Raw genomic sequence first — 12,880 nt, forward strand, 5'->3', positions numbered from 1 at the left:
GTGAGGAGACGGGGCGGACCATCCCATTAAGCCCCGGTGCAGATGCGCCGGGGCTTTTCCTTTTGGGGTGTCGTTTCGGTCAGGCGATGTCGAACCGGTCGGCGTTCATCACCTTGGTCCAGGCGGCGACGAAGTCCTTGATGAACTTCTCCTTGCTGTCGTCCTGGGCGTAGACTTCCGCATAGGCGCGGAGGACCGAGTTGGAACCAAAGACCAGGTCCATGCGGGTGGCGGTCCACTTCACTGCGTCGGTTGCCCGATCGCGGATTTCGTAGAGGCCGTTGCCGGATGGGCGCCAGTAGTTGTTGGTGTCGGTCAGGTTGACGAAGAAGTCGGTGGACAGGGCGCCGACATTATCCGTGAACACACCGTGCTTTGTGCCGCCATGATTGGTGCCGATGGTGCGCATGCCGCCGACAAGGACAGTCATTTCCGGCGCGGTGAGGCCCATCAGCTGGGTCCGGTCGAGCATCAGCTCTTCCGGCGCGACGTCGTATTCGGCCTTCTGGTAGTTGCGATAACCATCCACCAGTGGCTCGAGTGGATTGAAGGAATCCGCATCGGTCATCTCGGCGGTTGCGTCGCCGCGGCCCGGTGAGAAAGGCACCTTCACGTCATGACCAGCCGCCTTGGCTGCTTTTTCAACGCCGACATTGCCGGCGAGGACAATAACGTCAGCGAGGCTGGCGCCAGAGCCGGAGGCGATGCCTTCGAGCACTTTCAGGACTTTGGCCAGACGGGCGGGCTCGTTGCCTTCCCAGTCCTTTTGCGGCGCGAGGCGTATGCGTGCCCCATTGGCGCCGCCGCGCATGTCGGACTGGCGATAGGTGCGGGCGCTGTCCCAGGCGGTGGAGACCATCTCGCTGACGGAGAGGCCGCTGGCGGCGATCTTCGCCTTGACGGCTTCGACATCATAGCCGGTGCTGCCAGCCGGGATCGGGTCCTGCCAGATCAGGTCTTCCTGCGGCACTTCCGGGCCGAAGTAGCGGGCCTTTGGTCCCATGTCGCGGTGGGTCAGCTTGAACCATGTGCGGGCGAACTGGTCGGAGAAATAATCGAAGTCGTTATAGAAACGCTCGGAGATTTTCCGGTAGTCCGGGTCCATCTTCATCGCCATGTCGGCATCGGTCATGATCGGCATCTTGCGGATCGAGGGATCCTCGACGTCGACCGGCATGTCTTCTTCCTTGATGCTGACGGGCTGCCACTGCCATGCGCCGGCGGGGCTCTTCTTCAGCTCCCACTCATGGTTCAGCAGGAGGTCGAAATAGCCATTGTCCCATTGGGTCGGGTGGGTGGTCCACGCGCCTTCAAGGCCGCTGGTCACGGCGTCGCGGCCAATGCCACGGGTCTTGTGGTTGATCCAGCCGAGGCCTTGTTCCGTGATGTCGGCGGCTTCCGGCGCCGGGCTGAGATTCGACTCCAGGCCATTGCCGTGTGCCTTGCCGACCGTGTGGCCGCCAGCCGTGAGGGCAACGGTTTCCTCGTCATTCATCGCCATGCGGGCGAAGGTGACGCGGACATCATGGGCGGATTTCAGCGGATCGGGCTTGCCGTCGCGGCCCTGAGGGTTGACGTAGATGAGGCCCATGTGGACGGCGCCGAGGGGCGCTTCCAGTGAGGCCGGGTCTTCGGAGTTGGCATAGCGCTGAACGCTGTCAGACAGCCATTCCTTTTCCGAGCCCCAGTAGACGTCTTCTTCCGGCGCCCAGATGTCTTCGCGACCAAAGGCGAAACCGAAGGTCTTGAAGCCCATGGATTCGTAGGCGACGTTGCCGGCGAGGATGTAGAGGTCGGCCCAGGAAACCTTGTTGCCGTATTTCTTCTTGATCGGCCACAGGAGGCGGCGGGCCTTGTCGAGATTGCCATTGTCCGGCCACGAATTGAGGGGCGCGAAGCGCTGGTTGCCGGTGCCCGCGCCGCCGCGTCCGTCGAACAGGCGGTAGGAGCCTGCGGCGTGCCAGGCGAGGCGGATCATCAGGCCGCCGTAATGGCCCCAGTCAGCGGGCCACCAGGGCTGGCTGTCGGTCATCAGATCGGTGAGGTCTTGCTTGAGGGCTTTGACGTCGAGCTTTTTCAGCTCTTCGTGATAGTCGAAGTCCTTGCCCATGGGGTTGGTCTTGGTGTCGTGCTGGCTGAGGATGTCGAGGTTGAGTGCGTTCGGCCACCATTCCGTGACCGTGCGACCCATAGAGGTCATCCCGCCATGCATGACCGGGCATTTGCCAACGCTGGGTGTGTCGTTTCCGTCCATTATTTTCTCCGATGCTGATTGACCGCATTCTCTGCAAGTTGACGGAGGGTAACATGGCGCGGGCCAGCGCCCCAATTGAAACTGGGATGCGGATCTATAGGCAAAATCTATAGGTCAGGCGCGCGTGGATTATTCAATGACCGGGCGGCACGTGCTCCACGCGAAAAAGGGCCCATGCCCGCCATAATTTCTGGCGGGGTCGTCGCCTTGCATGCGTTGAAGGTAGTGGAGATGCAGTCAGAGGAGTTTCAGATGCGGTTCAGTTCAGGGGTGGGGCGCGGCACACGCGCGCTTTTGTTCGGGATATGTCTCGTGACAGCGGTGGGCTGCGGCCAGACGAGTGCCGAGCCATCGGCGCCGTCGACGGGCGGCGAGACACCCTCTCAGAGTGCAGACTGCGCGATACCGTTTCCGGAGGGTATTCCGGTTCCGGACGGGTTGAAAATCGAGACGTGCAATCAGGCCAAGGACCTGACCGGCTTTCATGGCAAGGCGCCGCTGCCGAAGGATGTCGATGCCAGCTTTGCGGCGCTGAAGGCCGATTATGAGGCGGGGGGGTACACGCTTTACGACCAGACGAGCGGCAAGATCCGCAGTCTCATCTTCGGCGGCGAGGGGCACAGGAAAGGGCAGATCCAGCTCAATCCGAAAGAGGGATACCTTTCGGTGTCGATCAACCTCTATCCGTCAGACATGGAGGAATAGGTGATGAGCCGAACGCGTGCTGCGATCTTGCTGGCGAGCGCCCTTGTGCTGGCATCCTGCGGGGCGGCCATCTCGTTCTGTCGCTAAGCCTGTCCCTGCCGGAATAGGCAGCCTACTGGCGGCGGCCTGTCGGGTTGCCCGGTGTGGCTTCGTCGCTGTTTGGCAGGCGCACGGCGCCGACTGTGCCGAAGATCTGTTCCCAGAGGCCAAGCTCCCGGCCACGGGTGGGCGTCTCGCGTGAGGCGTAGTTGATCACTTCGCCATCGGCAGCGGTGTATTCGAGCACTTCATCGACCTTGTCATCCTCGCCAAAGCGGATGGCTGTGATCGAACGTTTGGTGATTTTCGGCTTCAGGAAGGCGATGCGTTCCTGAACGTCGGACATGTAGATCCACGTCTTGTCGTCGAAAATGCCCTCGGTGGAGGGGCTGCCGAGTTGTGCCAGCACAGAGGAGCGGGTGTCTTCATCGGGTTTCATGTCACGGGGCTGGGCGTCATCCGCCACATAGCCGTGAAAGTCGCGCGCGGGCGTGAGGCATGCCGTAAGCGGCAGGGTGAGAAGGCCAATGGCCAAAATCGCACGTCGCGACATGGAGAAACTCCTGTTAAGGCTTCGCGAAAGACCTAGCGGTTGCAGCCCCCCCTTGGCAACACAGGAGTACATAGGTGACAGGAATTTCAATCGGCTGGCTGGCGCGGCGGCGGGCCCGCAAGGCGGCTGCAGGCAACGCCTATGCCGGCTTGATGAAGGCGGCGCTGGCCCCGGATTTCTACCTGACAGGCGACGTTGCGGACACATTCGAGGGGCGCGCAGGCATGGTGATGGTCCATGCGGCGCTGGCCCTGCGGCGGATACGGGGCATCCCCGGCAAGGAGGCCGCGCGGCTGGCCGCCGCCCTGAATACGCGCGTTCTGGACGGATTTGACGCCGCCTATCGCGAGCAGGGCGTGGGTGATTCGTCGATTGCGCGAAAGGTGCGCAAACTGGCCGAAGCCTATTACGGTATGGGCCTCGCCCTGACGGCAGCGCTGGATGAAGCGAGCGCTGAAGCGCGCAAATCCGCTGTTGAGGGCGTACTGGCCCGTAATGCGGTGACCGAAAGCAGCCGCGCGGCAGGGCTTGCGGCATGGCTGTGCACGCTCGCCGATGGGCTGGAAGCGCAACAGGACTCGGAGATTTTAGCTGGAAATCTTGACTGGTAGACGGGCGCCAAAGTGCGTTAGCACGTACAGGCGCAGCGTTGCCAAGGTTGGTGACGCGCCGTAAACAGCGCCAGAGTGGAAACGCCAAGTTTCCCCGCAGCAGGAAGGCCCGAATGGCTAAAGGCACAATTCTCTCGATTGATGCCATGGGCGGCGATGCCGCGCCCGGTGTCGTGGTTGATGGCCTGGCTGTCCTGCTGGCAGATCGCGCGGATATTTCGGTGCTGCTGCATGGCAATGAACCTGTGCTGGCGCCCCTCGTGGCGGCGCAAAAGGCCCTGGCGGGCCGCTGTCAGATCATCCATTCCGACACAGTCATTACCAGCGACATGAAACCCAGCCAGGCCCTGCGCCGAGGCAAGGGTTCGTCGATGTGGAATGCGATCGAGGCCGTCAAGAATGGCGAGGCCGGCGCAGCAGTTTCAGCTGGCAATACCGGCGCCCTGATGGCGATTTCCATGCTGATCCTGCGCAAGATGGAGGGCGTGCACCGCCCGGCCATGACGGCGTTGTGGCCAACCCTGCGCGGACGCACCGTTGTGCTTGACGTGGGCGCAAACCTTGAGGCCGATGCGGCGCAGCTGGTGAGCTTTGCGATCATGGGCGAGGCCTATGCCCGCGCGGCGCTTGGCATTGCCAAGCCAAGCATTGGCATTCTCAATATCGGCTCTGAAGAGATGAAGGGCCATGATGAAGTGCGCGAGGCCCATGAATGGCTGCGCGCCGCGAAGCTCGACATCGACTATCGCGGCTTTGTCGAAGGCGATGACATCTCAAAGGGGGCCGTCGATGTCGTGGTGACCGACGGCTTTACCGGCAATGTGGCGCTGAAGGCCGGCGAGGGCGTTGCCCGCATGCTCGGCAGCCGGATGCGTGAAGCCTTTACCGCCAGCCTGATGACGAAAATTGGCGCGGCCCTGGCCATGGCCGGGCTGAAGACCTTGCGGTCGCAAATGGACCCGAGCAATGTGAATGGCGGCGTCCTGCTGGGGCTGGGTGGTGTATCGGTCAAAAGCCATGGCGGCACCGATGCCCGTGGCTTTGCAAAGGCGTGTGAATTGGCTGCAGACCTTGCCAGCAGCCATTACCGCGACGAAATACTCGCCAATCTCTCGCGTATAAGAGAAGGTGGCCTGGCCGCCGAATAGGCGCGGTCGGGCAAGGAAAGGACGTTCATGACACGACGCAGCTTCATTCGCGGCACTGGCGGATACCTTCCCGAGAAGGTGCTGACCAATGAAGATCTGTCGACAATGCTCGACACGTCAGACGAGTGGATTCGCGAGCGCACCGGCATCCAGAAGCGCCACGTTGCGGCGGACGGCGAGCTGACATCCGATATTGCGACGGCGGCAGCTCGCCAGGCGCTGGATGCTGCGGGCATGACGGCCCAGGACATTGACCTGATCGTGCTGGCGACGACGACGCCTGACCAGACCTTCCCGGCAACAGCGACGGCTGTGCAGGCCAAGCTTGGCTGCGGCCCCAGCGCGGCGTTTGACGTGCAGGCGGTGTGTTCCGGCTTCCTGTTCGGGCTGGCGACGGCGGACAGCATGCTGAAGCAGGGCCTGTTCAACCGGGCGCTGGTGATCGGCGCAGAAACATTCACGCGCATTCTCGACTGGTCTGACCGTGGCACGGCTGTGCTGTTCGGCGATGGCGGCGGCGCGGTGGTGATTGAGGCGGTGGAATGGGATGGCGCGGCGGATGCCGGCATTATCACGCACCACATCCGCACGGACGGCACCAAGTCCGACCTCCTCTATGTCGATGGCGGCGTCAGTTCGACCGGGACGATCGGCCATGTGCGCATGGAGGGAAACCGCGTGTTCAAACATGCGGTGACGAATATTTCCTCGGCCATCCAGGCCGTGCTCGATGAGACCGGCCTGACGGCGGAGGACATTGACTGGTTCGTGCCGCATCAGGCCAACAAGCGCATTCTCGACGGCGTCGCGCGCAAGATCGGCATTCCGGAAGAGAAGGTCGTCATTACGGTCGACCAGCACGCCAACACGTCTGCGGCGTCCATTCCGCTGGCGCTGAACCATGCTGTGCGCTCCGGCCGGGCAAAGAAGGGTGACCTGATCCTTTCCGAGGCCATGGGCGGCGGATTCTCGTGGGGCGCCAGCCTGTTCCGCCTTTGATCCGGCGCGGCCGATTTCATCCACAATTTTCGGGTCTAATCGGGCAATCTGAAACTTCTCAATGATTTAAGCTGACGGGTTTGCTAGGAATCCGTTAAGATTCATTGGCTACCCATTAACGAAAGGCGAAAGACCGTCATGAGCAACCAGACCCTGACCCGTGCTGAAGTAACCGACGCCATTGTCCGTGAAGTGGGCGTGACGCGTCAGGAATCCTCTGACCTGCTGGATCGTACGCTCGACATGATAGGCAGCGCGCTCGAGCATGAAGACGAAGTGAAGCTTTCGCGCTTTGGCAATTTCGTGGTGCGCTCGAAGGCTGCGCGCGAAGGCCGTAACCCCAAAACCGGCGAAGAAGCCGTGATTGCGCCGCGCCGCGTCGTCACCTTCCGGCCATCTCCCATGCTGAAGGCCCGCGTCGACAAGGGCTGAAACAAAACAAGGATAGCGATATGACTGCCTCACGGAACCGAGTTGAAAAATCCGCTAACGCTTTCCGCTCGATTGGAGAGGCAGCTGCTGAACTTGGCCTTGAGACGCACGTCCTTCGCTATTGGGAAAGCAAGTTTCCGCGCGATGTGAAACCGGTGAAGCGCGCCGATGGCCGCCGCCTGTTCCGCCCGCAGGATATTGAAGCCCTGCGCGGCATCCAGATTCTCGTGCATGAGCGCGGCATGACGCTGAAAGGCGCCAAGTCCATCCTCGCAGAGCAAGGGCTTGCGGCCGTACTCTCTGGCGCGGCCAAGCTGGGCACAGCGGCCAGCCCGGCGCGCGAGCTGCAGAAGAAGGTCGCGAAGGCATTCGATGCCGAGCTGCCTGATACGTCCGCGCCCAAGCGGCAGGAGCGCCTTGAGGGCGCATTGGTCGAGCTGACAGACCTGAAAGCCCGCCTTGATGCGATGCGTGGCCGCCGCGCTGCCTAAACCCATATAAGCGATTGCGGAACCGGGGCGGCTTGGCTACAAGCCGCCAGAGTCGGAGCGTGGCGCAGCCCGGTAGCGCACTCGCCTGGGGGGCGAGGGGTCGTAGGTTCGAATCCTATCGCTCCGACCATTTTCACTTGTGACAGGTACAGTTTGCACCGCGGAATGGGGTGGCTCAAACGCCTGTCTCGACCTGTTCCTGATAGCGTGTGGCGACGTGAACGATGAGGACCGTCGCAATGTGGGAAACAAAGCCCACCGTCCACCAGATCAATGGCCATTTCATCACGAACGTGTTGCCACCAATGCCTATGCTGATGCCGACAAATACGACGACACCGATGGCATAGCCTGCCAGATGGATCCACAGGGAGAGCCGTATCGCCGCCCGTGTCTTTGCATTCCGGCGGGCAACCGTATTGGCCGCTTCGGCCGCCTGATCGACCGACAGTGCGATGACATCGACATTGTACGCGGCCGCCAGCGCCTTGAGCGATTCCTGCGAGGCCGGTTCGCCATTTTCGATGCGCTGGATGGTGCGAAGGCCAATCCCGGCGAGGTCTGCCACATGTTCCTGCGACCAGTAACGCTCTTCACGCCACCGCTTGATCTTGGCTGCATCTGCTTTGAAGGACATTTTTTTCTCCTGCGTTTCCCATTATCAGATGGACCCAGGAGACCGCAAATGACGTCCCTCCTCCACGCCAGCGGTACGCCATCGCCCCGCCACAAGGCCGCCAGTGCGCCGCCAGCACAGGCATTTCTCGACATTCCGCTCGACTGTACATATTCAGGCCCTCGCAGCAGCCTGAGGGCCATGTTGGTCGGTGCAGAGTGCGAAAAGGGAAAGTGCCATGTCCAAGTTTGTTGTGGCTGCAGTGCAGGCCGGGTCAAAACTCTTCGATACGGACGCAACCCTTTCCCTCTTTGCCGGCAAGTTGACCGAAGCTGCGAAGACGGGCGCGGACCTGGTGGTGTTTCCGGAGGCGTTTATCGGCGGCTATCCGAAGGGCATTGATTTCGGCGTGCGTGTGGGCATGCGCTCGCCTGCGGGACGCGAACAGTTCCGCCAGTATTTTGATGGGGCGATTGAACGGCACTCGTCGCAGATGGACGAGATCAGGTCGCTCGTCAAAGAGGCGCAGGTCAACGTTGTTCTGGGGATTATCGAGCGCGAGGGCGGGACACTTTACTGCTCCAGCGCGACGATTGACCGGGATGGCAATGTCCTCGCCTGGCATCGCAAACTGATGCCGACGGCTATGGAAAAGGTGATCTGGGGGCAGGGCGACGGCTCCACCATTGAGGTCGCCAAATCGGACATGGGCGTGATCTCGATGGCGATCTGCTGGGAGAATTACATGCCGCTCCTGCGCTCGCATCTCTACAGCCAAGGAACGCAGGTGCATTGCGTGCCGACGGTGGACGACCGGGATGTCTGGCTGCCCACACTGCAGATGATTGCCCTGGAGGGGCGGTGTTTCGTGGTGAGTGCCTGCCAGTACATGACGGTGGGCGATGTCTCTGCGGACTGGTTTGATCCCCTGCAAGGCACCAAGCCCGACACCGTGCTGATACGCGGCGGCAGCTGTATCATTTCACCGATGGGTGAAGTGCTGGCGGCGCCCGTGTTCAACAAGGCAGCCATCGTGTCTGCCGAGATCGACATGGACGAGATCAAGCGGGCGAAGTTTGATCTGGACGTGAGCGGCCATTACAGCCGCCCGGATGTGTTCAAACTGTCCGTGGATACAAAGCCGCAAAGATAGCGCTGCGGCCTGCTACCGCCCTGAGGCTGAAGCAGGCCGAGCCATTTTGCCTATTTCGTTTCCAGATCCAGCTCGTCCGTCTTGCCGACTGCGGCGAGGGCGAAGGCGTATTCCGTGGCGGTTTCCTTCAGTCCTTCGAAGCGGCCAGAGGCGCCGCCGTGACCGGCGTCCATGTTGATGCGCAGGAAGTAAGGCCCGGCGTCAGGGGCCTCATGGCGCAGCTTGGCGGCCCATTTGCTGGGCTCCCAATAGGTGACGCGCGGATCGCTCAGGCCACCCGTGATCAGCATGGGCGGGTAGGGCTTGTCGGAGACATTGTCATACGGGCTGTAGGTCGCGATCGTGTCGTAATCCGTATCGCTGGTCAGCGGGTTGCCCCATTCCGGCCATTCGGGCGGGGTGAGCGGCAGGCTCTCGTCCGACATCGTGTTGACGACATCGACGAAGGGCACAGCCGCGATGATGCCACCGAAGAGTTCAGGGTCCATGTTGGCGGCCGCGCCCATCAGGAGGCCACCGGCAGAGCCGCCCATGCCGACGAGCTTGCCTTTGGACGTGTAGTTCTGGTCGACCAGGTAATGGCCGGCGGCAACATAGTCCTTGAACGTATTTGTTTTCTTGTCGAGCTTGCCGTCGAGATACCATTGGTAGCCCTTGGCCATGGAGCCGCGCGGATGGACGATGGCGTAAATGAAGCCGCGATCAACGAGGCTTAGGCGGCCGGTGCGGAAGTCTGCCGGGATGGTAATGCCGTAGGAGCCATAGCCGTAGAGCAGAACAGGCGCGGTGCCATCAAGCGGCGTATCCTTGCGACGCAGCAGTGTGACGGGCACTTCGGCGCCATCCCATGACGGCGCCATGACGCGCTCGGTGACATAATCATCGGGGTTATGACCCGAGGGGACTTCGCGGGTCTTGCGCAGCGTGCGCGCGTGGCTGACGAGGTCATAATCGACGACCTGGTCTGGCGTGGCCGGGGAGGCATAATCGAAGCGCAGGATGGGTGTGTTATAGTCATAGCCGCTGTCGAGGCCGAGGTCGTAGGCCGCCTCATCGAAGCTGATCGCGTGTTCGGCGCCATCCGCGCGTGCGCGCACCACGATACGGGGCAGGCCGTTCTCGCGCTCCATGCGGACGAGATAGTCCTTCTGCGGCTGCATGCCGAGGAGGAGCGTGCCGGGGCGATGAGGGATGACTTCCTCCCACGCGTCGCGCGAACTCGCCTCCATCGGGGCCTTCATCATCTTGAAGTCGACGGCGCCATCGAGATTTGTGATGATGTAGAACTGGCCATCCCAGTGGACCACGGAGTATTCGTTGTCTGTCTGGCGCGGGGCGATGAGGTGAATCTCGGGATCAAGTTCCGAAGCGGAGAACCAGTAGACTTCCGATGTCGTGTGGCCGGAGGCGTTGATGAAGACCACATCCTCGCTGGCGCTCTTGCCGACGCCGACGAAGAAGCCGGGATCCTTTTCCTCATACAGGAGCGTGTCTTCGCCGGTGGCGAGGTTGCGCTGATAGACGGCGTTGGGGCGCGCATTCTCGTCGCGGTGGACCCAGACGATGGCCCGGCCGTTCGCCGTCCACTCAAAGTCGCCATAGGCATTGTCGATCTCGGCGGCGGTGTCGGCACCGGTGGCAATGTCCTGGATGTGGATCTTGTAGAACTCGCTGCCCTGCGTATCGACCGCGTACGCGACCAGTTTGTGGTCGGGGCTGGTATCGATGCCGCCGAAGGAGAAATAGTCCTTTCCTTCGCCCATGGCGTCGCCGTCGAGCAGGATAGTTTCGGGAGCGTCGGGGTTGAAGGCATCTTCAGCCGGCCGCCGCGCGATGATCGGGTATTCGCCGCCCTGACGATAACGCGTGTAATAGGCCCACGGGCCGTCGATCTCGGGAACGGTGCTGTCGTCTTCCTTGATGCGGCCGCGCATTTCGGCGAACAGTTCATCGCGCAGTTCGGTCGTCGGGTCTTCAAGTACAGCCTTGGTGTAGGCATTTTCGGCTTCAAGATAAGTGCGGATATTTGCATCGAGCACGGACGGATCGCGCATGACTTCCTGCCACTTGTCATCCTTCAGCCAGTTGTATGGATCATTGCGGGTGCGGCCGACCTGCGTGATCTCGTGGTCGATGCGCTCGGCGACGGGGGGCTGGGGGGCTGGCGTGGCCGCCGGCGATTCGACGGCAGTGTCGGTGAGCTTGGTATCAGTCATTGTGCATCCGGTCAGAAGGGCAGCGGTCGCTGCGCTGGCAAGAAGGAAAGAAAGGCGCATACGGCCGGCTCCTGTGTCAGTTGAGGCTTAGGGTCGGGGCGGAATGGATCAGGCGGGATGGGGCCTGTCCAGACCTATTCGTCGGGTTGGAAGTCCAGCACGACGCCGTTGATGCACCAGCGCTCGCCGGTTGGTGGCGGGCCGTCCTTGAAGACGTGGCCCTGATGCAGGCCGCAGATGGCGCAGTGGCATTCGGTGCGCGGGATGATCATCTTGAAGTCGGTCTTGGTTGCGACAACGCCTTCGGAGGCAGGCTGCCAGTAGCTAGGCCAGCCGGTGCCGCTTTCGAACTTGTGTTCGGACGACCAGAGCACGGTGTCGCAGCCCTTGCAGTGATACTTGCCTGCGCGCTTCTCGCTCTCGTAATTGCCGGGTGTGAAGGCGCGCTCCGTGCCTTCCTTCACGCCGACGCGGAACTCTTCCTCGGTGAGGACTTCGCGCCATTCGCGGTCGGATCGCTGAATTTTGGTGCCTGTGGCGGACATGGGGGACTCCTGTGTCGGGTTCCCGGTCAATATAGTCCGATTATGCCTCAGCGCCATTGGTTGTGTGTCGTCAGGCCTTAAACGAACGGCGCCGGGACATCTGGTGTCCCGGCGCCGCAAATGAGTCTGATTGTGGCTGTTGAGCCTAGCCGTAGAGAACGGTGATCGATTCAGCGACGAGGGCCGGGCGTTCCTGGCCGTCGATCTCGATCGTGTTTTCCATGATCATCTGCTTGCCGCCGGACTTTTCAGTCACGGACGTGCATTTCTGGCGCAGGCGAACCTTGGAGCCGACGGGCACCATATTGGTGAAGCGGACCTTGTCGGAGCCGTAGTTGATGCCGCGGGTCACGCCGGAGACGTTCAGCGTTTCGCCGCCGAGCATTGGCAGCAGGGACAGCGTCAGGAAGCCGTGCGCGATGGGGCCGCCCATGGCCTTGGTGGCGCGCTCGACATCAACGTGGATCCACTGGTGGTCGCCGGTTGCTTCGGCAAACTTGTTGACGCGGTCCTGGTCGATTGTGTGCCAGTCGGACACGCCGGTTTCAGTGCCTGCGATGGATTCGAGATCGGCGTAGGCGACTTTTTTCGGGTTAGCCATAAGGATATTCCTCCTGAGTTTATGCTTGGGCCTTTTCTGGCGCGGGCAGCGCCATCCGGCAAGGTTTACTGAGCGTCAATCTGCTGGACGTAGAGCTGATTCTCGCAAATACTTCGCCAATGGGCTGAATTGGGAGACGCCATATGACAGATTCGAACCAGATTTCCGTTGATCCGAACACCAAGGGCAACGCGAACCTTATCTATATTCTCTACCTTGTGGGCATCGTAATCGGCGTCACGCCGATTATCGGGGTCATCATGGCCTATATTGGCAAGGGTCAGGGCGACCCCGTGCTGGAAAGCCATTACAACAATCAGATCAACATCTTCTGGAAGGCCCTGCTTTACAGTGTGATCGGGGCTGTTCTGACAATGGTGCTGATCGGCATTCTGATCCTGCTCGCGACGCTGGTCTGGTACATCGTGCGCTGCATCAAGGGTATGCAGGCCCTGTCGGCCGGCCAACCGATTGAAAATCCGGGTAGCTGGATGTTCTAGGCTGCGATGACGCCGAA

Annotated in this window: 14 protein-coding genes and 1 tRNA gene; 9 read left to right on the forward strand and 6 right to left on the reverse strand. The window is 61.4% G+C overall.

Annotated elements, in window-relative coordinates; translation table 11 throughout:
• Positions 1-79: 79 nt before the first annotated feature.
• Complete coding sequence (katG, locus tag HOC_RS02760; protein ID WP_035535779.1) at positions 80-2,254, reverse strand: catalase/peroxidase HPI; 2,175 nt, start codon at positions 2,252-2,254, stop codon at positions 80-82.
• Positions 2,255-2,506: 252 nt separating this feature from the next.
• Here katG and HOC_RS02765 point away from each other — a divergent pair, with 252 nt between their 5' ends.
• Positions 2,507-2,959 carry a hypothetical protein gene (locus HOC_RS02765; protein WP_156950356.1) on the forward strand — a complete coding sequence of 151 codons (453 nt, stop codon included), beginning with the start codon at positions 2,507-2,509 and terminating at the stop codon, positions 2,957-2,959.
• Between the two features lie 112 nt (positions 2,960-3,071).
• On the opposite strand, the gene HOC_RS02770 is transcribed toward HOC_RS02765, so the two are convergent.
• The gene (locus tag HOC_RS02770) at positions 3,072-3,551 is read right to left on the reverse strand and encodes an outer membrane protein assembly factor BamE (RefSeq protein WP_035535781.1); all 480 of its coding nucleotides are present in this window, start codon (positions 3,549-3,551) and stop codon (positions 3,072-3,074) included.
• Between the two features lie 74 nt (positions 3,552-3,625).
• Between HOC_RS02770 and HOC_RS20975 the strand changes: the two genes are divergently transcribed.
• The 6 genes from HOC_RS20975 (at position 3,626) to HOC_RS02805 (ending at position 7,362) form a co-directional block, all read left to right on the forward strand.
• A complete protein-coding gene (locus HOC_RS20975) occupies positions 3,626-4,162 on the forward strand; it encodes a ubiquinol-cytochrome C chaperone family protein (RefSeq protein ID WP_051624465.1) in 537 nt (178 codons plus the stop codon).
• Between the two features lie 113 nt (positions 4,163-4,275).
• On the forward strand, positions 4,276-5,310 hold the full coding sequence (gene plsX / locus HOC_RS02785) for a phosphate acyltransferase PlsX (protein ID WP_084146107.1): 1,035 nt from the start codon (positions 4,276-4,278) through the stop codon (positions 5,308-5,310).
• Between the two features lie 27 nt (positions 5,311-5,337).
• Positions 5,338-6,309, forward strand: a complete 972-nt coding sequence (locus HOC_RS02790; RefSeq protein WP_035535784.1) for a beta-ketoacyl-ACP synthase III — start codon at positions 5,338-5,340, stop codon at positions 6,307-6,309.
• Between the two features lie 138 nt (positions 6,310-6,447).
• A complete protein-coding gene (locus HOC_RS02795; RefSeq protein WP_034737518.1) occupies positions 6,448-6,741 on the forward strand; it encodes an integration host factor subunit alpha in 294 nt (97 codons plus the stop codon).
• A 20-nt stretch (positions 6,742-6,761) separates the two neighbouring features.
• Entirely contained in the window at positions 6,762-7,232 is a 471-nt protein-coding gene (locus HOC_RS02800) for a MerR family transcriptional regulator (RefSeq protein WP_035535785.1), read from the forward strand.
• A 53-nt stretch (positions 7,233-7,285) separates the two neighbouring features.
• A tRNA-Pro gene (locus HOC_RS02805) sits at positions 7,286-7,362 on the forward strand.
• A gap of 45 nt (positions 7,363-7,407) precedes the next feature.
• Here the strand turns inward: HOC_RS02805 and HOC_RS02810 are convergent.
• Positions 7,408-7,869, reverse strand: a complete 462-nt coding sequence (locus tag HOC_RS02810; RefSeq protein ID WP_035535786.1) for an XRE family transcriptional regulator — start codon at positions 7,867-7,869, stop codon at positions 7,408-7,410.
• Positions 7,870-8,086: 217 nt separating this feature from the next.
• Between HOC_RS02810 and HOC_RS02815 the strand changes: the two genes are divergently transcribed.
• Positions 8,087-9,001: a carbon-nitrogen hydrolase family protein gene (locus tag HOC_RS02815; protein WP_035535787.1), complete on the forward strand. Its 915-nt coding sequence runs from the start codon at positions 8,087-8,089 to the stop codon at positions 8,999-9,001.
• Between the two features lie 50 nt (positions 9,002-9,051).
• Here the strand turns inward: HOC_RS02815 and HOC_RS02820 are convergent, their stop codons facing one another.
• The 3 genes from HOC_RS02820 to HOC_RS02830 form a co-directional block, all read right to left on the reverse strand.
• On the reverse strand, positions 9,052-11,277 hold the full coding sequence (locus HOC_RS02820; RefSeq protein ID WP_035535788.1) for a S9 family peptidase: 2,226 nt from the start codon (positions 11,275-11,277) through the stop codon (positions 9,052-9,054).
• A 74-nt stretch (positions 11,278-11,351) separates the two neighbouring features.
• Entirely contained in the window at positions 11,352-11,762 is a 411-nt protein-coding gene (msrB, locus tag HOC_RS02825) for a peptide-methionine (R)-S-oxide reductase MsrB (RefSeq protein WP_035535789.1), read from the reverse strand.
• 145 nt (positions 11,763-11,907) lie between these two features.
• Positions 11,908-12,363: a MaoC family dehydratase gene (locus HOC_RS02830; RefSeq protein ID WP_035535790.1), complete on the reverse strand. Its 456-nt coding sequence runs from the start codon at positions 12,361-12,363 to the stop codon at positions 11,908-11,910.
• 143 nt (positions 12,364-12,506) lie between these two features.
• On the opposite strand from HOC_RS02830, the gene HOC_RS02835 reads away from it, so the two are divergent.
• A complete protein-coding gene (locus HOC_RS02835; protein ID WP_035535791.1) occupies positions 12,507-12,863 on the forward strand; it encodes a DUF4870 family protein in 357 nt (118 codons plus the stop codon).
• The last annotated feature ends 17 nt before the right edge of the window (positions 12,864-12,880 follow it).

It is taken from the genome of Hyphomonas oceanitis SCH89, from assembly GCF_000685295.1.
GTDB classification, from domain to species: Bacteria; Pseudomonadota; Alphaproteobacteria; order Caulobacterales; family Hyphomonadaceae; genus Hyphomonas; species Hyphomonas oceanitis.